Origin of the sequence: Methylocaldum sp. 14B, assembly GCF_002005105.1 — a bacterium.
Lineage (GTDB): Bacteria > Pseudomonadota > Gammaproteobacteria > Methylococcales > Methylococcaceae > Methylocaldum.
Map to the genome: position 1 here is coordinate 84,742 of NZ_MSCV01000006.1, position 20,667 is coordinate 105,408.

The window sequence follows — 20,667 nt, forward strand, 5'->3', positions numbered from 1 at the left end:
CACCCACCCGTTGTTCGCTAAACCGTTATTTTGATCGAACGCCGGCCCTACGATGCCTTTGGTTAAATGCGAACCCCAACAATCCCGCTCCCATCAGCATCACGACCGGCGGTTCGGGGACAGGGATAGGCTGTGACTGCTGGCAATTGCCCCCCACGCAAACACTGCCTCTTCCAGCCGATACCGGGGGAACAAACGGATCGCCGTTTTCATCTCCCAAAAACTCGCCGGTCGAAGCGATGTTATCCGTGAACGACAGTGGGCTGAGGCCGTTTGCAAGGGTATCGAAGGTCAATGTGAACAACCGGAATGCGGTGTTGCCGTCCTGGTTATCAAGTGACGAAAACGCGAACCCCCATACATTCACCTGACCAGAACCAGGAATAAAATTCTGAACGGAATCGGGATCATTCAAAGGGTCTTGATCATCCAAAAAGATATCGAACGTGACATCGGCAAGAGACAGAATGGTTGCGTCCCAATGCACGTTGAAATCGTAGGCGCCGACGAACTCACCGCTAAGGTCGGTGACTATGACATCGACCTTAGCCGGGTCACCGAGCGCCACGTCCTGGGAAACTGGATTAAACACCAGAGAAATTGCCGAGGCCGGCTGGGCGGCCAGCAGACTGAGCGGGACGGCAAGTCCCAATATCTTGAGTAATTTATTCATATCACTTTCCCCATCGTCTTAAGTCTCAATTCGAGTTATGTCCGACGCACCCCGCAAGGTGCGTCGGGTATTTCTTGGCTTTACTGAACAGTCATCTGAGTGGCGCATTTACGCGCATCCAGCACGGTAATCCAGCCGTTGCCGTCAGCATCGCGCGGGTCGTTCGGACCTGAGGCAGGCTGGTTCCGCGCCGCGGAAATGGCATTAATGTCATCGCGGTCGACATCGCCGTCCGGCTCCACGTCACAGCGCAGGAAATCGCAGACATCGCCTTTGCCGTTGCCGTCCGAATCCGTCTGATCGGCATTGGCAGCGTTCGGGCAGTTGTCGCAGGCGTCGCCCACGCCGTCGCCGTCGCTGTCTTTCTGATCCGGATTGGCAACCGCGCGGCAATTGTCCGTGTTATCAGGCACGCCATCGCCGTCGCTGTCGATAAAGGCGCCGCCGGTGGCCCGCTGCAACACCAGGAGCGCGTACGCTTGTTTGGAGTAGTTATTCCAAGAACCTGGAGCGCTGTTGCAAATGAAATTACCGTCGTTGCCGTTGATGGGCGCAGAGCCGTCCCAACACTGGTGTTCGAGGATTTCGTAGGCGTAGTCGAAATATTGGTTCTGGGTCTGCGTCGGGTCCGCGCCGTAATAACCTACGCCGCCGGCACCGAAGCTCGCCACGCGGGGCAGTGCATCCGGATCCTGGTGTACCTGGCGTACGGTACAGGCCGCATCGGGCGCCTTGGTGCCGAGATCGTCCGGACCCAGGTTGCCCGGCGCCGGCGCTATGCCCGATTGGCGCATGAACTCCATGCCCTTGAAAGAACTCCAGAGGTAATACCAGTAAGAGTTGCCGGGCCAGCTATTGCCCATGCTGTCCAGGTCCTGCCAGCGATAGTGGTTGTGCAGCCAGCGGAGATAAGCCTGAACGGATGGATCGTTGACGTTGGCCCCGCCCAGGAGCTGTACCCAAGTGCCCGAGGCGGTTTGCTGCAGGCTGGGGGCATAACCGGTTCTTTGGTAGCCGTGTCCTCGCTCTATAGCATCGATCGAGTCGCAAGCGGAGTTGTTCGAACCCGCCGCAGACCCATTGGCGGCGTAAGCCAGCTTCGAGCGCTCCAAGGCGGCATTAAGCGTGGGAAGCCGATTGCCCGGATCGCCGAAGGCCGGATCCGTGTACACGGCCTTGGCCGCCGCGAGACCGGCTACGCCGAACTGGGTGGTCGAGGAGTCCGCACCCGGACCTGTATAACCCCAATAACCGTAGTTGTTCGAAGTGCTCGGGGGATCTTCCGGAGGGGTGTTGTCTTTAGTCTGTCCGGCGACGATCCGGTCGGAAAGCGTGTTGATGGCGGTGATCAGATCCACGTAATCTGCGGTATCGGGGATTTCCGGAGCGCTGGGGTCGCCCTTGTCCGGTCCGCCGGAGCGCAGATATTCGCTCAGTGCCATGAGGAAGCTGCCGTCGCGATACAGGTAAAGCGAAGTCTCGTTGACGCGATCCAGCATATAGGCGACGACTGTGCGCATGCGGGCCTTGTCGGTTGCATTGGCGCCGGAATAGCCCTGTGGCGGATCGGCAGGGTTTCCGGTAGCGCGTTTCTCGAGCAATGCGAGCGCCGTCAGACCGGCTGCATCCCCGGCACTGCTGGGGTTGTTGTAGGCGCCCACGTTGGCTAAATATTCCAAGCCGCGGTCGATCGCCACGGCCACATCCTGCTCGAAAGGCGTGACCGCTTGCGCGCCCGTTCCGGCCAGGCTCAGCGCCGTGCCCAGTATCACGGGTTTCAATCGTAAGTTTTTCATTGGTTTTCTCTCTCTCTTCTCAAACTCGTCTCGATAGGCTTCCCTGCGCCCATGTCCGGGAATCCCCTCTCTCCAAGCGATTCCGGAAACAAGGAGGTTCCGAGCAAGAGTCGAGCCACGATGAAAGGTGACTTAAAAATCAAGTGGGTGGCTGCTTTCTTTGAAAAAGTGTTCACGATCGAGCCAACTGCTGTAAAAAAAACTGACAGTGATCCGGGCCTTCACGAAAGGTTGATGTAGACTTGCCGCTTCACTAGCATTCCGATTCGTCAAAAGTCGATTGGTCATGGCAAGAGCAAGCCTTTTGAGCCGGCACGCGCTCCGGAACTGGACGCCCAGCATTTATCTGAAACTGATGGTTCCCTTTTCGGTGGTTTTGCTGGTGACAGCCGCTATCGCTTGGTGGCTCACGACGCGTATGTTTTCCATAGCGCTGGAGGAGCGTGTCAACGAACAGCTTACGAATGTCGCGACCGTCTTGGCCAAGGGCAATCTTCCGCTGACCGACGATTTGGTATTCAAGGTTCGGCAATTGCTCGAGACCGAAATCGTGCTGATACAAAGGGATGGCTATATCGCGATGTCGACCTGGGGTAATGGCCGGGATGAAGCACATCGCCAAATATCGAAAATCTTCGCGCAGTGTCCTCAGGAAAGTGGCTGTATACGCCCGATGCCGATGCAATTGCCAAGCGGTCTTTACAGTGTGGTTCTCAGGCTAGTTCCGGCAGGGCGCGACTCCCGCTATCGGGCGGTGGCCGTCCTGTCATCGCTTGCCGACGTTCAGTCGGCTACCCGCAATGCGGCGGTTTGGATCGGCGCAGCCACGCTGCTGGGGGGCATGCTGATCGCGTGGGCAGGTCAGCGGATTGCGGCGGGCATCATCAATCCGCTGCGCGATCTCGCTCGCATGGCCGAAAGACTCGCCGGAGGCGACAGGGATGTGCGCGTCGAGTCTCGTCGATCCGATGAGATCGGTGAATTGATGGGCGCTTTGAACACCATGGCGGAAAAACTCCAATCTTTCGAACAGGCCCTGTCGCGAAGAACCAGGCTGGAAGCCCTGGGCGAAATGTCCGCCCGTATCGCCCACGAGGTGAGAAACCCGCTCACGGCAATCAAATTGCAACTGCAACTGATGCAGGAGAATGTCGATGAGGCTCAGGCGGAACCGATACGACAAACGCTCGACGAGATCCGTCGTCTGGAATTGGTGGTCTCCGGTGCCCTGGACTTCGGGCGGCCCCGGAGTCTCGATCCGGTCGAGGTCGACCTGAACGATCTGGTCGGCGACGTAAGGCGCCTGTTCGGTCCGCAACTGCAACACCGGGCCATTGCTCTCGAATGCCGGCTCGACTCTTCGCTGCCGCAGGTTCGCTTGGATGCCGACCGCATCAAGCAGGTGTTGCTGAATCTGCTCGTCAATGCCGCCGAAGCAATGACGACGGGCGGGCTGATCCGAATCGGAACGTGCCGGACGGGAAGCGATCATGTCTCGTTAACGGTCGAGGATTCGGGTTCGGGGATCGATCCGTCGCGGATGGACTTGATTTTCACGCCGCTGCATACCGACAAAAAAGGTGGCTTCGGGCTAGGGTTGCCCATTTCCAAAGAGCTCGTCGAGCTCCATGGGGGCACTATAGAGATATCGCGAAGCGATTTGGGCGGTGCGCGTTTCGCCGTTTTGTTGCCGATTGAGTCGATCAGATGACCAAGATTCTGATCGCCGACGACGAACGCGCCATCTGCCTGGCATTCAGTCAGCTGCTGAAGCGGGACGGTTATGAGCCGCTCATCGCTTCCGGGGGACGGGAAGCGTTGGAGCTGGTCGAGAGGGAGAAACCGGCGGCCGTTTTTCTCGATGTCAACATGCCGGATTTGAGCGGTCTGGATGCCCTCGCTCAAATCCGCGCACGCGATCCGCAACTGCCGGTCATCGTCATGACGGCTTACGGAACCATGCAAAGCGCAATGGAGGCGATGCGGCTCGGCGCGTTCGATTATCTCGGAAAACCTCTGGAACTGTCGCAGATTCGAACGTTGCTGCAGCGTGCCCTGTCGAGCCGTGCCGAATCTGCCGCCGGAATCCCGGCTGAGGCTAGCCTGGATACGAATGGCAAAGGTGTCATGATCGGTCAGAGCAAAGCGATGCAGGAAATCTTCAAGCTGATGTCCCTGCTGACCGCCAACGATCTCACGATTCTGGTAACCGGAGAAAGCGGCGTGGGCAAGGAATTGGTCGCGCGCGGCATTCATTTCAATAGCCCTAGGCGCGAGCATCCCTTTGTCGCGGTCAATTGCGCCGCCTTGCCCGAGAACATCGTGGAAAGCGAATTGTTCGGCCATGAACGCGGCGCGTTTACCGGAGCGGAGGCGAGACGCATCGGTCGATTCGAAGCGGCCGGCGACGGTACGCTGTTTCTCGACGAAATCGGAGAACTTCCCCTTCAATTGCAGGGCAAGCTATTAAGGGTTTTACAGGAGCGAAACTTCGAGCGTGTCGGCAGCGTCGCGTCGATTCCATTTAAAGCCAGACTTATCGCCGCCACCAACCGGAATCTGGATGTCGAAACGGCCGCGGGGCGGTTTCGCGAAGATCTCTATTTTCGGCTCAAACTGATTACGGTCGAAATCCCGCCGTTACGAACGCGCCGCGAAGATATCGCGTTACTGGCTCGGCATTTTCTTGGACAGGCAAACAACGAACTCGGCCGGCAAATCACGGGTATAGAGGCCGACGCCGTGAAAGCCATTCAAGCCCACGACTGGCCGGGAAATGTCAGGGAGCTGGAACATACGATCAAGCGTGCGGTGTTGCTCTGCCGGGGCAATTCGTTAAGCCTGCACGAACTCGGTATAAAACCGAAGGCTCGCACGGACGGCCATTCCCTGGATTCCACGGATTTGGACGATTTACTGGATGCCGCCCGGCGCGCGCTGCGCGACGCCATTAACGTCGATGGACCCAAAGATTCGACTTTGGGGGTTTTTTATACAGTGATCGAAGCGGTCGAACGCGCGATTATCGACGAGGCTCTGCAAATCACGAAAGGAAATCAGGTAGCCGCTTCTGAACTTTTGGGCCTGCACCGCACGACCTTGAGAAAAAAATATTTCCCCTCCTGATGCAAAATTGTACAGCGGTACTTGTTTCCTTCTCGGATTCGAATTCCGCAGCTGTACCGGCTTTACAAGCGGTTTTGAGTAAAGACCGAAAAAGGCGTCTGTACAAAAAACCGACACGCCAACGACCCGTCGTCAGCGTGCCCAAGAAAACCAGGTGATCTAAGTGTCGGAATTTACGGCAGATTCAGTCTTGAATCGGTGAGCTTTAAAACTTGGTCTATAGTTTGCTCTAAAATCAATCGAAAACTCTCTTCTCACGAAAGCCGACTCAATCTCTCTCCTGGGTCGGCTACTTTCTGGAACGGGTGAGCCGTGCGCGTTCTGGCTCGGAGTCCAAATTCCGACAGAGACACCTGCGCAGGTCCGGCGTCCGTACATCCAAGCCGCACGCTCGCCGGAGTTTCAAAGCCGGTAAACACCTGGGGCTGCTGGATCTACGGTCAGTGAGTTCTGTTGGTCAGAACTCTGACTTTTTGCCTGGTACGCATCGAGCGGCCTATTCGCTTCCGCAGCGGTCGTCCGCGCCTGAAAAGGATCGTGCCTCGATCAAAACGATAATAAGGTTTCATAAAAATGGTCTCGAAAACTGGAGTTTTCATAATCGGTGCCTTGGGGGACATCGCAAACACGCTGTTCGTGGGGTGTTCGGCGATACGGCGGGGATTAGTCTCCGGCGCCGGACTCGTCACAGACCTGACGCCTTTTGCCGATCTGAATTTGGTTGCCTTGGAGAATCTCGAATTCGGCGGGCACGACATTGCCGAGGGCTCCGTGCCGGAGTCCGCCGACCGCATTTACCGCGAGTCGCGGACCTTTTCGCGGGAAATTCTGGATGCGGTTCAGGCCGATCTGCAACGCATCAACGGTAACGTCGTCATCGATTCCTCCCTGCAATGGAACGTATTGAGTCCGTCAGACCGTCTGCCGCCGCTCGATGCGCTGATTGAACGGATGCGGGGCTATCTGCGCGGCTTCATCGACAAATTCGGTTTCGATCGTGTGGTGCTGGTCAATCTGACATCGGCCGAGCCGAATCCGCCGCTATCTGAATATCACCTGGATTTGACCGCTTTCGAAAAACTCCTGAGCGAGGACAGAAAGGATTTGATTTCGCCGGGCATGGCCTGGGTCTACGCGGGCTTTTCCGAAGGCTGCGCTTACGTCAACTTCACCCCCAATCTGGGTGCGAACGTGGCGGCCCTGCAGCAGCTCGCCGAGGCGAAAGGCGTATCGTACTGCGGCAACGACGGCAAAACCGGCGAAACGCTGGTGAAAACGGCGCTGGCGCCGATGTTCGCCTGCCGCAACCTTCGCGTCATGAGCTGGGAGGGCTATAACCTACTCGGCAATAACGACGGGCGGACACTGAACGATCCCGACAACAGCAAAGCGAAAATCGGCAATAAGGAAGCCGTTCTGGAGAGAATACTCGGTTATCCGGTTCAAGCGGGAGTTTCCATCAATTTCGTGCCTTCCTTGGGCGATTGGAAAACGGCGTGGGACTTGATCCACTTTCAGGGATTCATGGATGTGCCCATGACGATGCAGTTCACCTGGCAAGGCTGCGATTCCATACTGGCCGCTCCCTTGGTACTGGATCTGATCCGTCTGATCCATTTCGCCGGCTGTCAAGGAGAGTCCGGACCGACGCCACACCTCGCCAGTTTCTTCAAGAATCCGATCGGCGTGGCCGAGCAGTCGTTATCCGCCCAGTTCGGGCTGTTGCTCGAGTACGTCGAGCGCCATCGGTCCAAAATTGCAGCCCAGTCAGGCGGTAAGCACCTCGCCGGATTAAGGGCAGCGACTTAGGGAATTCACGGCTAACAGCACGAAGGATGATAGCCGGCTATGTGGCGCGGAAATCCACTGGTGGCCATGATCCCGCCGTATCTGCTGGGAATCGGGATCTCGCTGCTGATGACGCTCGATTTTTGGCGTGGCGGCGAATCGGGTTCTTCCATGCATGCGCTATTTCTGTATGCGATAGTCGGCACGGCGGTCGGCTATATTCTCTACCCTGTCAAATCGTCGGTTTGTTCTAGCCCGCTCCTGGCCATTTTCGTCTGGAGTTCCGGAGCCGCCATTAGCGTCTTTGCGTTTTGGCTCGTGGTTTCGGTCACCCTGGCCCTGCCGCTGGTCATTCGGCTCGGCCTGGCCATCGGACTGATCCAAGCCACCATTCTTCTCTTGAGACACGTGATCGGCCGACGTTTTTCACAAGCTCGCGCCGGCGTTCTCGTCGCGGCTCTGACGATACTCTGCGCCTCATCGCCAATATGGCTGAGCCCATGGCTGGAATGGTCGGGCGAGCACAGCCCGTTGATGGATCTGGCATTGGCCATGAGCCCGCCGACCTGCTTTGCCGTGGCGCTTGACTACGATTACTTGCGGAGCCCCTGGTTCTACAAGCACACGGCCTACGCCATGCACCGATACGAATACCCTTCGGCGGGCCTACTGATTTTCGTTTACGGATTCCTGTGTCTGGCTGCGGTACGGATAGACCGCCGATTCCGGAAAAGCAGTCCGAACGAACCGTTTGGAAAATTCCAACATGATACGTAATCGTCCGTTAATCCGAATAAAGAGCCAAACCATGAAATATCTGCCTATATTGGTCGCGTTGATGATGTCGGCGACGACGGTTTCCGCTGCCGCCAAGGAAACGAATAAATCGACGTCACGGAAAACCATCGAAAAGACCGTGATGCAGCAGGATGAAAAGCTCGCGGAAGAGGCCAAGCGTGCCATCGATCGAGGACTTCATTATCTGCGCGAGAATCAGGCGGAAGATGGTTCCTGGTCCAAGAACGTCGGCATAACCGCCCTGGCGCTGCGGGCATTTTTGGAAAGCCCCCGGAAATACACCGAGGACGACGGCGCCTTCATTACCAAGCCTGTCCAATACGTTCTATCCCGTGTTCGAGAGGACGGGGCGATCAGCGGTGAAATGCAGAATCTGAGCTACAACACAGCAGTCGCCATTACGGCGCTTCAGGCCACCGGAAATCCGAAGTATCAAGAGGCCATCAAAGGCGGCCAGAGTTTCCTGAAAAAACATCTGATCGACGAGGGGGAGGGCTATTCGAAGGACCATAAATATTATGGCGGCATAGGCTATGGCGGCGATGAACGCCCCGACCTCTCCAACGCCTACCTGGCGCTCGAGTCGCTGAAAGCCACGGCCTTGGATCCCAAGGACCCGGCCTGGGAAAAAGCCCTGGTGTTCATCAACCGCTGTCAAAACCGCAGCGAAAGCAACGACCAGACTTGGGCAGCCAACGACGGCGGCTTTACCTATATGCCCGGATACAGCCCGCACGAAGCCACCGCCTCCTATGGCGGCATGACCCACGCGGGTCTGCTCAGCCTGCTGTTTGCCGGCGCGGACAAGCAAGATCCGCGCGTTCAGGCGGCTTACGACTGGATTCGTAACCATTACAGCGTCGACGAAAATCCCGGAGCGCCTAATAAGCAGGGTCTTTATTACTATTACAACGCTTTTGCGAAGAGCATGTACGCCTACGGGGAAGCGGAAATTACCGACGGGAAAGGAAGCAAGCACAATTGGCGGGAAGATTTGATGCGCAAGCTCGTCAGCCTTCAGAATCCAGACGGTTCCTGGGTCAACTCGACCACGAAATGGTGGGAGGGCGACAAGAATCTGGTCACGGCATGGAGCATCATTGCGCTCAATTTGGCAGTGCGCTGAGTTTGACGCGATGATCGGCCGTCCGCTTCTGAAGTTGCTTCCCGTCTTCTTGGCGTTGAGCCTCGACGCGGGAGCGGACGAGCCGGAACAACTGACAGCGAAAATCGCTTGGGGCGGGTATTTTCGGAGCGGCGTCCGGACCGAGATCGGGCTCACCCTGATTTCCGCCGAGGGAGGCAGGGCCGCCGTTCGGCTCGTCTCCGGAGATACGGCCCCGATCGACGCGGCATTAGCGGTAGACCCCGGCACTCCCCGGTTTATCTCGATACCCGTCACGCCGTCCGCGGAACAACCGATTCGGATAAGCGGTTTCCTGCCGAACCGTCGGACTTTCGAAGCGGAGATCGCGGCCTCGTACCCGATCAGCGGCAGGGCGGTGGCGGTCGCGGCCGAAGGCGTCGAGACAAATAGCCTATTGGAATCCCTGGCCGGAACCGCCGCGGTCATAAGCGCGCACGCGTCCGACTTGCCCAGAATGGCTCAATCCTACCAGGTCGTCGACATGATTCTCCTGGGCGACCGGGAATTCGCCGAGCTCGATCCGGAGCAGTTCGAGGCTCTGTCGGACTATCTCCGGGATTGCGGGCGTCTCGTATTTCTGGGAGCGGAGGAAACCTGGGAAAACCTCGAAGCCGAGGCGGGATGCGGAGGTGCGTTCGCTATCCGCGCCGAACATCCCGGCCAGGGGGCGGAGCTTGCCGGTGAACTGCTCGACCGCGCGCAGCCGTCTCTGCCCGGCATTCAAGATCTCCGGGATTTGTCCGCGGCGCAGCCTCCCATGGCCTTGCGCACGGCGGCCGTTCTATTGTTTTGTTATTTCACCGCCTTGAGCGTGGCCGGCCTCACATCGCCGCGTCCCTGGCCCCTGTTTTTATTGCCCTTGGCTTTCAGCGCCTTGGCCGCGGCTTTGCTGACCGGCAAGCCGCCGGAGATGCGGCTGACCGGCTGGACCGAAACCAGCGTGGGAGACGACAACGCTCGCTTCGTCGCGCTCCTGACCGTGTCGGGCACCGGCCGCTGGCAAGGCAGGCTGCCGGCGCCGATCAAATTCTGGCTACCGAAGGCAGAGACCTACCCGGACATTCAATTGGACATCGACCGGCCCGAAACTCACGGGCTGGCGCTAAAGACCGAATTGTTTTCGTACGACGAGCTGCTGTTTCGGGGAACCATCCGCCGATTCCATCCGCCATTGACGCTCGATCTCGACCAGGATGCCGTCGCCGTCGCGAATCCCGGCGGAACGACTCAGCCGGCTGGACTGCTAGCCTGGGACGGCAAGCTGTTCGCTCTGCCGTCATTGCGTCCCGGCGAGCGCTGGTCTGCCGAGAACCAAGCTCCGGTCGCTCCTGACAGTCCCGAAGCCTACAAGCTGCGCCCCTACCTAAATCGGGATCGGATGGCGGCGCTGCTTATTCCCTATGCATCGCGCCTGTGGCGCGGGAACGAAGTGCCGGGCGATGCGGAATGGCTGCTTATCAAGGCCCGCTTATGAATTCGGTTCGCTTCGGTTTGTTGATGGCGCTGTTGTGCTGCGGACCCGTACTGATCTGGACGGCCGGACAATTAATGTCGGATTCGACGGCAGCGTCGGCGAAAACGGATGAGACGTTGAGAACTGCCGTCGAAGCGTTGTGGCTGGTTCAAGCTTGCGCGGCGGCGCTGATGGCAACGATGCCGGTCGAGAATGATCCGATTGAACACGCCCAAGGAATGCTGGCGTTCTGGCTCGTGCCGCTTCCCTTGCTTACCCTCGTTTGGGCAGGCGGTGCCGCGGATGCATGGATGTTGGCGAGAGGATTGGCGGCGGCTCTCACATTCTCGTCGGTGCTTCTGGCCATTAATCGTGGGCTCGGGAGGATCAGTCACAGCTCTCCTTGGCCGTGGCACGGCGTCTTGAGTCTGGTGCTCGTCTATTTCGTCTGGCGGTTCGACAAGGTATGGCTCGGCTGGATCACCCATTAGCGCGTTTTTCACCCCGGTTTAGCGGTACGGGTCGGAAGATCGTAGGTCGGCAATCCATTGCCGACGCACAAGATCGGCAAGGGGTTTTGTCGGCAAAGGATTGCCGACCTACATTTGGGTTCCGCTACGCCGAATCGGAAAATGCACTAGTCGATTGCCCGAACCTTTCCGCGCTGCTTAAGACAACAGCCGCGCGGCTTCGGTGGTGCGGCGCGTGGAAGCTGTTCCGAATCGGGTCATGGTGTTCCGCTGTGCTTATGGCTCTGGCAGGGGCCGTTCATCTCGGGCTACGTCCGCTGCCGCTTTCTGCGACGTTTGCGATTTCATTACTGCCCGTACTGATTCCTCCCGTGTTTTTCATGTGCTTTTCCCGTTCCGATTATCGGAAAGCCGCAAAACGACTGGATGAAACATTCGACGGCAAGAACCTGTTCATTACGAGCCTCGATCTGGTGCTCCAGGATTCCGTCGACCGGAGCCGCATGAGGTTTTATGTGCTCGAGCAAGCTGAATTGTCCGCCGCCTCCTGGAAACAATATCCCGAGCGACTGCCCCGCCTCGAGGCCTGGTCCAATGCCTGGATACCGCTCGGACTGGGGCTGGGCGGCTTTTTCGTGCTGTTTTCCGTGGGCGCGGACCGAACATTTCCGGTTGCGGCCGATGGGAAGACGCCCCTTGAACAAGTCGGACAATTCACGCCGGAAAAGCCGATTTCGTTTTCCGAAAATCCCGATACCCACTCCAAGGTTTCGCAATTCGTTGCGGCGAGCAGTCTTCGTGAGGAAACGGAGCGAAATCCTCGACTAGCGCAGCCGCCGAAATCCCATACGAGCGAAACGCCGATTCGGAACGCCGCGAGTGCGAAAAACTCGGGACAGGAAACCGGGGGACGACAGTCCATAAGGTCCATGCCGTCGCCGGATCGATCCGGCGGGCAGTCGACGACATCGGATCACGTATCGCCCGATGATCGGGCCGCTCAAAAAACCTCTGCGGCGGGCGAGGGCTCGGATTTTTCGAGAACCTACGGCCGTAGCACGGAGCAAGCGGAACTCACGCTTCGTTGGACCGACCTCGAACGGGGCAAAGGCGAACACGCTTCGAACCGGCGCCGGGCGCTGAAGCACAGTTCGGTAACGCGGCCGGCATCGGGGGAGCTCGCACCGCCGTCCGGGGCGTCCAGACACGGAGAATCGCGAGCATTCGTTCCCTTGTCTCCGGCCATGCGCCGCTATTCGGACCGCTACTTTCAATTTTTGACGAAACACTCGGATTGACACCATGGCGCTATCGACTTCCCGTCGTGCGGACCCGGATATCGGAACGGCAATCAAGCATTTCCGGGATGATATGAATCGGCTGTGCGAATCCCTGGCCCGGGTCATCGTGGGCCAGGAAGCACTGATCCGGGATATGGTCAGCGCGATGCTGGCGGGCGGACACATTCTGCTCGAAGGCTATCCCGGCCTCGGCAAGACCCATCTGGCCAAGGGGTTGGCCTGCTGTATCGGGGTTCCCATGTCGCGGGTGCAATGCACGCCCGATCTGATGCCCGCCGATATCACCGGGAGCGAAGTCCTGCTGAGAGCCGAGGACGATCGCGAACACCGTCTGGAGTTCCGGCCGGGGCCGATTTTCGCGCCCATGGTACTGGTCGACGAGATCAATCGTGCGACTCCGAAGACGCAGGCGGCGCTGCTGGAAGCCATGCAGGAGCGGCAAGTGACCGCCGCCGGCAGAAGCCATCGTCTACCCGATCCGTTCTGGCTCATCGCCACCCAAAACCCGATCGAGATCGAAGGGACCTTTCCGCTTCCCGAGGCGCAAACCGATCGGTTTCTGTTCAAGTTGTCCGTGGGGTACCCGGCGGTGGACGCGATGCTCAGACTGATCGACATCTCCCTGGACGAAGAACCCACCGAAAACATGAACGCCGTGATCTCGCTTCAGCGGATCAGCGAGATGATGGCCTTGTGCCGCGAAGTCGTGATCGCCGACGAGATGAAGCGGGCGGCGGTTTCCTTGGTACTCGCCACTCATCCCGAGCACGGTGCGGGCAGCGAAGAGGCGCGCCGTCATTTTCGTTACGGCGCGAGTCCGCGGGGCTTGCAGGCTCTCTTGCGGGCCGCGCGCGTCCGGGCTTTGCAAAGCGGGCGCGGGCACATGGCTGCGGACGATATCGCGAGCGTGGCGCTGCCGGCTTTGCGGCACCGCGTACTCCTCAACATCGAAAGCGAAATGGACGGTATCGCGATCGACTCTGCACTGGAGAGAGTGATCGGCTCATGGCGACGTTCGATCTAGATGAATGCTTTATCGATGAGCCGACCCTCCGCAGACTTGCATCCGTAGCCGGACATCTGTTCCGCGGCCGGGCGGCGGCTCTGCCCGGACGTCGTCCGCGGCGAAGCCCCACCGCATCCGGCAACGATTTTCTGGGCTATCGCGACTATCGGGCGGGCGACGATCTGCGAGCCCTCGATTGGCGCGCTTCGGCGCGCGCCTGGCATCCCCAGGTGAAACAATTCGGAAGCGAATGCTCGACGCGTTGGTTCATCTGCCTGGATCGCAGCGCGTCCATGCGTTTGCCGGAAAGCGGCAAGTGGGCGCTGGCCTCGCATCTGACGGCAGCTTTCGCCTATGTACTGCTCCACGCGGGCAACCGGGTCGGCCTGATCGTCTTCAGCGGCGGAATCGATACGCTGTGCGCGTCCGGAAGCGGACGGGAACAATACACCCGGCTGCTGGACGCCGTGCGCCGCTGCCGCCCTCGAGAGGAGGGAGGCGGTTCGAATCTGGCCGCCTGTATCCCCGCCCTGCGCGCCGATGCTTCCGTGTTGGTGATCAGCGACTTGCTGACGGAGGACGGCATGCGGCCCGCCTTGGACCTTCTGCTGCGGCGCGGCCACGAAGTGCAGGTCGTGCAGACGCTCTCGGCCGAGGAATGCACGCTGCATCGGACCGGGCCGACGCTTATCCGGGACGTCGAAAACGGCGTCAGTCTGCCCGTCGATGCTTCGGAATCCGGCCGAGCCGCCGCCCAAACTAGCTTAAACCGGTTTAGAGAATCGTCGGACGCGTATTGCCGCCGACGCGGCATACCGTTCAGTTCGTGCGAGACCTCGCGGACCTGGGACCGATGGCTGATCGATCACATCGGAAAACTCGAGGCCTCGAATGATTGAGTGGTCCTCGCCCGGATGGCTCTGGGGCCTCGTCGTTCTGCCGCTGGTTTGGGCCTTGCACAAACTAAGGGCCAGACGCGGAGAACTTGCGGTGTCCGCCGTTTTTCTGTGGCGATTTGCGGCATCCGAAGAAACAACGGGAAGCCGCTGGAGTTCCGCCGATCCGGCGTGGCGCCGACGTGCTCTGATCCTTGCCCTGCTGATTCTCGCCGAGGCCGGAGCCCGCTGGACCGATTCGCGCTCTATCGAAATCTGGCTGGACGATTCCGTGAGCATGCTGGTCGACGAGGGTGAAGCGAAGCGCCACGAGATGGCCTTGCAGGTTTTGCGCGAAGCCCTGGAAGACTTGTCTCCCTTCCGGGCGGTCATTCATTCGTTGACGTATCCCGGCCGTTCCGTCCGTTTTGATTCCTTATCCACGAATCACTGGGAAGGGGAAGTCGACAGTTGGTTTCAAGATCCCGGACCCGGTGTCCAGATGCCTCTGGCGATGGAAATGAGTCCCGACGCCGTTCATTGGCTGGTCACCGACGGGGCCGACCCCGATGTGAATCGGTGGGCGGATGCCGCCCGATTGAGTCGTGTCGTGCAAGTGGGCGCCGCGCGCGACAACCTGGCTTTCACCGCTCTGGCTCTGCGGCCGTCGCTCAAGAGCGAGAGCGGATTGAACGGCATTCTGGAATTGGCGAACACGGGCGATGCGGAAGCCCGGCGGACAATCGAACTCTATGAAGGCGAACGCTTGCTCCAAAGCTGGTCCGCGACCGTACCGGGCGGAGGCACTAAAACGCTCGCGTTCGATGTGCCGGAACAGATCGACAGTCCGCTCATCGCGCGCAGCAAACCGGCCGATGCGCTCGCTTACGACGACGAATTGGCCCTGGCTTATCCGCAAAGAGTTCGTGCACGACTTTTCGGCGCTTGCGGGCGTCACTTATCGGCGGCCTTGAGCGTGCATCCCGCCCTGACGTTTCCATCGGGCGACGGAAACGATGTCGATCTCGCCGTCGTCTGCGGAAACGGCGAAGCCGGCGCGAGCCGGGCGCGGCTTCGTTTTCAACGAACGGGGCGTTCCCACACCCTCGGCAAACCGGTCCTGTGGACATCCGGGGCGCGAGAACTGAAACACGTGTTTCTCGACCACCGATGGCTACGCGCTTTTCCCGCCGGTGCGTTTGGCCCGGATTCCGGCAAGGCGCTCCTCGCTGCGGGATCGGAGTGGCTGATCGCCTCTAACGAAAATCCCAGTGAGATTGATGTTCGCCTCGACATGGAATTTCAGGCGTTCGCGGAACAGCCCGAATATCCCGTGCTGATCGCCGGATTGATCGAACGGCTCTTGCCGGAGGCGCGTCTCGACCGGGTGCATGCGGCCCGGCGCTCGAGCGGCGAATCGCGGATAGCCCCCTTACCGATGCCCGAACCGATGGCTGGGCCGGATCGGATTTCAGGCGGAGCCGGTGTCGATCTGAGTCCTTATCTGATCATCGGAGCGATTGGGCTGCTGGTGCTGGATATGCGGCGATGCATCGGGCGGGCGGAAAAATTCGCCAAGCCGGTTTGAACGCCCATGACCGGTGATATCCCGTCATCCCGCGCTCTGTACGCCCGCTTGGGCGTTTTGGGCCTTTTGCTGCTGGCTCTGTTCAATCCGACGATATCCCGGAATACCGCCATCGAAGAGTTTTTCATTCTCCTGGACGACTCCGCGAGCATGGGGAACGGACTCGATACGACATGGCCGGTGTTGGCGCAACAGCTCGCCGAAGCTCCGGGCGCGGAACTCCATATCATCCGTTTCGCCGCCGCAGCGGTCGACGATTACTCCGCATCCATAGACGGACAGAAAGGGCGGGAAAAATTACTGTCGTCACCGAGTTATCCCCGGCGGCTGCCCTTGGACCGTAGCGCTACCGACCTCGAGACGGCTTTGCGAGCCGCGCTCCGGCGGGTTCGCCCCGATCGGTCATCCGCCCTGCTGGTGGTCAGCGACATGCGTGAAACCCGTGGCCAAGCGGAACATGCCCTGAAAATAGCCGCCGCATCGAGTGTTCCGGTCTACGGCTTTATTCCATCCGGTGAAGCCGACCCTGGAGATGGCGCGATTCTGGACGTCCAATACCCGACTTACGTTCATGCCGGGCAGAAGATTCCTGTCATCGTTCGCGTATCCGGCTCTCCCTCGACGACGGGGCGGCTGGCCTTGCGGGTGAACGGGCAGGATCGCGAAAGCATCGAAATCGATTTCGGGCGACGGGGCGAAAACGTCGCCCAGATTCCGATCGACCCCTGCCCGCCGGGCATATGCAGGCTCGAATTCTCACTTGAATCCGGTACGGACCGGGATTTCAGCAATAACGCGCGTATCGCACTGATCAATGCAGTCGACCCGCGGCCCATCCTTTACGTCAGCTCGGCAAACCGCCCGCCGCCCGCCGCGCTCGGCTTACAGCGAATAGGGCGGGCCGTGCGGATCATCCCGCCGGTGGAGTTTCCCCGGCGTGAGCTCGACATGCAAAGCTGGGGCGCAGTGGTTTTGGACGACGTGGCCATCGGCGACATGGTTCCGGATGCCTGGTCGGCCTTGATCGACGGCGTGCGTCGGTCGGGGCTTGGGCTCCTGGTGCTGGGCGGTGCGAACAGCTTCGGCGCAGGCGCTTACCGCCATTCGGCCCTGGAGAAAATCTTGCCGGTGACGGCCGAAGGCCGGGACACCCAGCAGGCGGCATCGGTTTTATTCCTGCTCGACAAGTCGGGCAGCATGGACCAGGACCGCGGCGGAGTCAGCCGCTTGGGCATGGCCCGTCGAGCCGTGCTGGAAACGGTCCGGGGTTTATGGGAGAGGGACCGCGTAGGTCTCACCGTATTCGACGCCGGCGTTCACGAGGTCCTGCCTCTCGGCGTTTACGAGGAGCCGGCGAAAATGCTGGAACGGACTTTGGCCTTCACGCCTTCCGGCGGCACCCGGTTGCTGCCGGCCCTCGAATCGGCGGTCGAGCGTTTGTCACACGACGGGACCGAAAGGCGCATCCTGGTGCTGGTCAGCGACGGCCGCTTCCTGGAGAGCGATTTCGGCGGCATCGAGAAAAAATTCGCGGACGCCGATATCGAAGTGATCGCTCTGGCAGTGGGCAACCAAGCCGCCATGCCCGCGCTCGAGCGGCTCGCCCGTATGGGGCGCGGCAAGGTCATGCACGTTCGGCAATTGGCCGAACTTCCCCGGCTCATGCGGCGCGAAGTGGAAAAACACCGCGATGCGGCGGAATTGGGAAAAGTCGCTCCCCAATCGCGAAAAACGCTGCCTTTCTTTACCGATGTCGTGTCCTGGCCGGTCTTGTCCGGGTATATGGTCACCAGCCCCCAACCCGAAGCGACGGTCTTTCTGGAATCGCCGAATGGCGATCCGCTGCTGGCGGTCAGGCAGGCCGGCAGCGGTAAGGTCGCGGTTTTTCCGGGTGGCTTGAACGCGTGGGCCCCGGCTTGGCTGGCGTGGTCCGACTGGGGGCGTTTTTTCGGCGGTCTCATCGATTGGATCAGTGCCGCCACCCTCAGTCCCTTGCTGCATGCCCAAATCCATGACCGTCCGGGCCGTCTGGAGCTGGAACTCGAAGCTTTGGCTTCCGATAAGAGCGAGTGGGCCGAGTACCCGGCGGTTGAGTCCGTCGTCACCACGCCTTCGGGCGGCACGTACCGGATTTCCCTGAATCGCATCGCTCCCGGCCGCTATCGGGGCGATCTGCCGGTCAGCCTGCCGGGTGTCTATCGCGCGGTATTCAAAGCCGGGGACCGGAGCTTGCAAACGGCGGCCGTGCATGAATCGGAGGAAGAGGCCGGTTCTTCCGGAAACGGCGAGGCGCCGGGGGATAGATGGTCTCGGGAAGGATTGATTCGCCCTTGGCCGGCAACCGGCGAAATCGGTCCTGAATCGCCGGCTTCCATGCGCTTGCGCCCCCTTTTGGCGGGGTTGGCGGGCGCGAGCTATCTGTTGCTGCTGGTTTGCGAAAGGGTCGGCGGTTTTCGGGGGTTTTTGTGCAAGAAGACAACAAAAAATGACTAAGCATCCCTTTACCTTCACATTGCTGACGATCAGCCTGATCAATGGATCTCCGGCCGGTGCCGATACGGCAAAGCGGGACTCACTATCGCCCGGAACCGAGTTCTTCGAATTTGCCCCGATCATGATCACCGGTACCCGGACCGATAAGCCCGCTTTCGATCTGCCTTACAGCACCGAGCGCGTCACCGACGGGGATATTCAGAACCGCCGCATGTCACGGACGGTGCCCGAAGCACTTAGCGGGATGCCGGGGGTTATGGTGCAAAAGACCGGCCACGGCCAGGGTTCGCCATTTCTGCGCGGCTTCACGGGTTTCCGGACCCTGTTCCTGATCGACGGCATCCGGCTCAATAATTCGGTCTTCCGCGACGGTCCCAACCAATACTGGAACACTGTCGATCCGCTCACCGTCCGGAGCTTGGAAGTCATCAAGGGGCCGAGTTCCGTGCTTTACGGCAGTGATGCCGTCGGCGGCACCGTCAATGCTTTGACCCGCGGCCGCGATGAGTACGGCGACGGTTTTCTGTGGGACCGGCGAGTCTATTATCGTTTCGCCGATACCGAGGACTCCCACACCGGCCGGGCGGAAATCAGCGGCAGTTGGGATCAGCGCATCGGCTTCCTGGCCGGCGCGTCGATCAAGAGCTATGGAGATTTGGAGGCAGGCGAGCCTACCGGCAAGCAGCCGATGACCGGCTACGACGAGCAGGATGCCGATTTGAAGCTGGAGTATTTCCTCAATCCAGACCACAAGTTCGTGCTGGCTCATCAGAGGGTCGATCCGGACAATGCATGGCGTACGCACAGAACCGCGTTCGGCAAGAGTTTCGCCGGCACTCAAGTCGGAACCGACCGGGAACTCTCCTTGGATCAGTATCGGGAGCTGACCTATCTCCAGTACCATGGCAGGAATTTCGATTCTTTCGTGGACGGCGCTCGGGTCAGCGTTTCCTATCATCTCCAGAGCGAGGACCAGTTGCGGGTCCGGAACAATCTTCGCAGCGAGCGAAACGGATTCGACGTGGGCACCACCGGCTTTTTCGCCCAGCTCGACAGTTTTAGCCCGGTGGGGTTTTGGACTTACGGCGTCGAGTACTACCATGACGAGGTGCGTTCCTATCAGAATAACTACAATGCCGCCGGGCGGTTGACATCGAAGGAAATTCAGGGCCCGGTCGCCGACGATGCGCGCTACGACACGCTGGGGGTCTTCGTTCAGGACGATATCAGGCTGATCGATTCGCTCGATTTGGTCATAGGCGGCCGTTACAACCACATCGAAGCGGGCGCCGATCGCGTCAAGCACCCCCTGACCGGCCGGCAGACACGGCTTGAAAGAAGCTGGGACAACGTGCTCGGGACTGTCCGAGCCACCTACCACGTCGACGATGCGGAACATTGGCACGTGTTCGGCGGCATCTCCCAAGGATTCCGCGCGCCGAACCTTTCCGACCTGACCCGCTTCGACATCGCCCGATCGGGGGAGTTGGAGACTCCGGCGCCAAATTTGAGGCCGGAAGACTTCATCGCCTACGAGTTCGGCATCAAGACCCAGCACGAAAACTTTTCGAGCCAGATTGCTTATTTTTACACCGACGTCGAAGACATGATCGTTCGAAAACCCACGGGCAGAACCGTGAACGGAAGCCGAGAGGTGACCAAGAGCAATGCCGGAGACGGATATATCCACGGCGTCGAAATCGCCGGGAGCTATCGGTTTCTGTCCCAGTTCACCGCGTTCGGCGCATTCACCTGGATGCACGGGCGTATCGACGGATATCCGTCGGCGAGTTCCTCTCCGACCGAGGAATACATCGATCGGCTGATGCCGACCATGGGCAACGTAGGGCTCCGATGGGATCATCCGGACGGCAAGTTATGGGCGGAAGGCGTGGTGACGGTCGCCGAGGAACAGGACCGGCTGAGTTCTTCCGATCGTGCCGACAATCAGCGCATTCCTCCGGGAGGAACGCCGGGCTACACGGTTTTGACGCTGCGCGGCGGCTGGCAAGTCTACCGCGACCTCAAGCTGAGCCTGGCCCTGGAAAACGTGACCGACGAAGACTACCGCATTCACGGATCGGGTCTGAATGAACCCGGCCGGAATTTCGTTCTGGCGGCCGACTGGAAGTTTTGATTAGGGGACGACGGCA

The 20,667-nt window shown here is 59.7% G+C and carries 15 protein-coding genes; 13 read left to right on the forward strand and 2 right to left on the reverse strand.

Annotated features, from left to right (window positions below):
* Positions 1-25: 25 nt before the first annotated feature.
* A complete protein-coding gene (locus tag B2A78_RS05960; RefSeq protein ID WP_077728995.1) occupies positions 26-673 on the reverse strand; it encodes a cohesin domain-containing protein in 648 nt (215 codons plus the stop codon).
* 80 nt (positions 674-753) lie between these two features.
* Positions 754-2,469, reverse strand: coding sequence for a thrombospondin type 3 repeat-containing protein (locus B2A78_RS26275; protein WP_240502426.1), 1,716 nt, complete (start codon positions 2,467-2,469; stop codon positions 754-756).
* A 286-nt stretch (positions 2,470-2,755) separates the two neighbouring features.
* Here B2A78_RS26275 and B2A78_RS05970 point away from each other — a divergent pair, with 286 nt between their 5' ends.
* The 13 genes from B2A78_RS05970 (at position 2,756) to B2A78_RS06030 (ending at position 20,651) form a co-directional block, all read left to right on the forward strand.
* Entirely contained in the window at positions 2,756-4,180 is a 1,425-nt protein-coding gene (locus B2A78_RS05970; RefSeq protein WP_077728996.1) for a HAMP domain-containing sensor histidine kinase, read from the forward strand.
* On the forward strand, positions 4,177-5,595 hold the full coding sequence (locus B2A78_RS05975) for a sigma-54 dependent transcriptional regulator (protein WP_077728997.1): 1,419 nt from the start codon (positions 4,177-4,179) through the stop codon (positions 5,593-5,595). The genes B2A78_RS05970 and B2A78_RS05975 overlap by 4 nt, the downstream gene beginning before the upstream one ends.
* Before the next feature lie 573 nt (positions 5,596-6,168).
* The gene (locus B2A78_RS05980) at positions 6,169-7,404 is read left to right on the forward strand and encodes an inositol-3-phosphate synthase (protein WP_077728998.1); all 1,236 of its coding nucleotides are present in this window, start codon (positions 6,169-6,171) and stop codon (positions 7,402-7,404) included.
* A gap of 39 nt (positions 7,405-7,443) precedes the next feature.
* Positions 7,444-8,160, forward strand: coding sequence for a hypothetical protein (locus tag B2A78_RS05985; RefSeq protein ID WP_077728999.1), 717 nt, complete (start codon positions 7,444-7,446; stop codon positions 8,158-8,160).
* 31 nt (positions 8,161-8,191) lie between these two features.
* Entirely contained in the window at positions 8,192-9,307 is a 1,116-nt protein-coding gene (locus tag B2A78_RS05990) for a prenyltransferase/squalene oxidase repeat-containing protein (RefSeq protein WP_077729000.1), read from the forward strand.
* A 10-nt stretch (positions 9,308-9,317) separates the two neighbouring features.
* Positions 9,318-10,802 (forward strand): hypothetical protein, encoded by a 1,485-nt coding sequence (locus B2A78_RS05995; protein ID WP_077729001.1) that lies wholly within the window; start codon positions 9,318-9,320, stop codon positions 10,800-10,802.
* A complete protein-coding gene (locus B2A78_RS06000; RefSeq protein ID WP_077729002.1) occupies positions 10,799-11,272 on the forward strand; it encodes a hypothetical protein in 474 nt (157 codons plus the stop codon). Before B2A78_RS05995 ends, B2A78_RS06000 begins: the two co-directional genes overlap by 4 nt.
* 257 nt (positions 11,273-11,529) lie before the next feature.
* Positions 11,530-12,549: a hypothetical protein gene (locus tag B2A78_RS06005; RefSeq protein ID WP_077729003.1), complete on the forward strand. Its 1,020-nt coding sequence runs from the start codon at positions 11,530-11,532 to the stop codon at positions 12,547-12,549.
* 4 nt (positions 12,550-12,553) lie between these two features.
* The gene (locus B2A78_RS06010; RefSeq protein WP_077729004.1) at positions 12,554-13,576 is read left to right on the forward strand and encodes a MoxR family ATPase; all 1,023 of its coding nucleotides are present in this window, start codon (positions 12,554-12,556) and stop codon (positions 13,574-13,576) included.
* On the forward strand, positions 13,558-14,457 hold the full coding sequence (locus tag B2A78_RS06015) for a DUF58 domain-containing protein (protein WP_077729005.1): 900 nt from the start codon (positions 13,558-13,560) through the stop codon (positions 14,455-14,457). The genes B2A78_RS06010 and B2A78_RS06015 overlap by 19 nt, the downstream gene beginning before the upstream one ends.
* Positions 14,450-16,021, forward strand: a complete 1,572-nt coding sequence (locus tag B2A78_RS06020) for a BatA domain-containing protein (RefSeq protein WP_077729006.1) — start codon at positions 14,450-14,452, stop codon at positions 16,019-16,021. Before B2A78_RS06015 ends, B2A78_RS06020 begins: the two co-directional genes overlap by 8 nt.
* 6 nt (positions 16,022-16,027) lie before the next feature.
* Positions 16,028-18,514, forward strand: coding sequence for a VWA domain-containing protein (locus B2A78_RS06025; RefSeq protein ID WP_077729007.1), 2,487 nt, complete (start codon positions 16,028-16,030; stop codon positions 18,512-18,514).
* Positions 18,507-20,651 (forward strand): TonB-dependent receptor, encoded by a 2,145-nt coding sequence (locus B2A78_RS06030; protein WP_077729008.1) that lies wholly within the window; start codon positions 18,507-18,509, stop codon positions 20,649-20,651. Before B2A78_RS06025 ends, B2A78_RS06030 begins: the two co-directional genes overlap by 8 nt.
* Positions 20,652-20,667 lie beyond the last annotated feature (16 nt).

Bases quoted from the DNA above. Each gene is read 5' to 3' on its own strand.
- B2A78_RS06020 (WP_077729006.1), top strand. From the start codon at position 14,450: ATGATTGAGTGGTCCTCGCCCGGATGGCTCTGGGGCCTCGTCGTTCTG.
- B2A78_RS26275 (WP_240502426.1), bottom strand. From the start codon at position 2,469: ATGAAAAACTTACGATTGAAACCCGTGATACTGGGCACGGCGCTGAGC.
- B2A78_RS06010 (WP_077729004.1), top strand. From the start codon at position 12,554: ATGGCGCTATCGACTTCCCGTCGTGCGGACCCGGATATCGGAACGGCA.
- B2A78_RS05980 (WP_077728998.1), top strand. From the start codon at position 6,169: ATGGTCTCGAAAACTGGAGTTTTCATAATCGGTGCCTTGGGGGACATC.
- B2A78_RS06005 (WP_077729003.1), top strand. From the start codon at position 11,530: ATGGCTCTGGCAGGGGCCGTTCATCTCGGGCTACGTCCGCTGCCGCTT.
- B2A78_RS05985 (WP_077728999.1), top strand. From the start codon at position 7,444: ATGTGGCGCGGAAATCCACTGGTGGCCATGATCCCGCCGTATCTGCTG.
- B2A78_RS06015 (WP_077729005.1), top strand. From the start codon at position 13,558: ATGGCGACGTTCGATCTAGATGAATGCTTTATCGATGAGCCGACCCTC.
- B2A78_RS06000 (WP_077729002.1), top strand. From the start codon at position 10,799: ATGAATTCGGTTCGCTTCGGTTTGTTGATGGCGCTGTTGTGCTGCGGA.
- B2A78_RS05975 (WP_077728997.1), top strand. From the start codon at position 4,177: ATGACCAAGATTCTGATCGCCGACGACGAACGCGCCATCTGCCTGGCA.
- B2A78_RS06030 (WP_077729008.1), top strand. From the start codon at position 18,507: ATGACTAAGCATCCCTTTACCTTCACATTGCTGACGATCAGCCTGATC.
- B2A78_RS05995 (WP_077729001.1), top strand. From the start codon at position 9,318: ATGATCGGCCGTCCGCTTCTGAAGTTGCTTCCCGTCTTCTTGGCGTTG.
- B2A78_RS06025 (WP_077729007.1), top strand. From the start codon at position 16,028: ATGACCGGTGATATCCCGTCATCCCGCGCTCTGTACGCCCGCTTGGGC.
- B2A78_RS05960 (WP_077728995.1), bottom strand. From the start codon at position 673: ATGAATAAATTACTCAAGATATTGGGACTTGCCGTCCCGCTCAGTCTG.
- B2A78_RS05970 (WP_077728996.1), top strand. From the start codon at position 2,756: ATGGCAAGAGCAAGCCTTTTGAGCCGGCACGCGCTCCGGAACTGGACG.
- B2A78_RS05990 (WP_077729000.1), top strand. From the start codon at position 8,192: ATGAAATATCTGCCTATATTGGTCGCGTTGATGATGTCGGCGACGACG.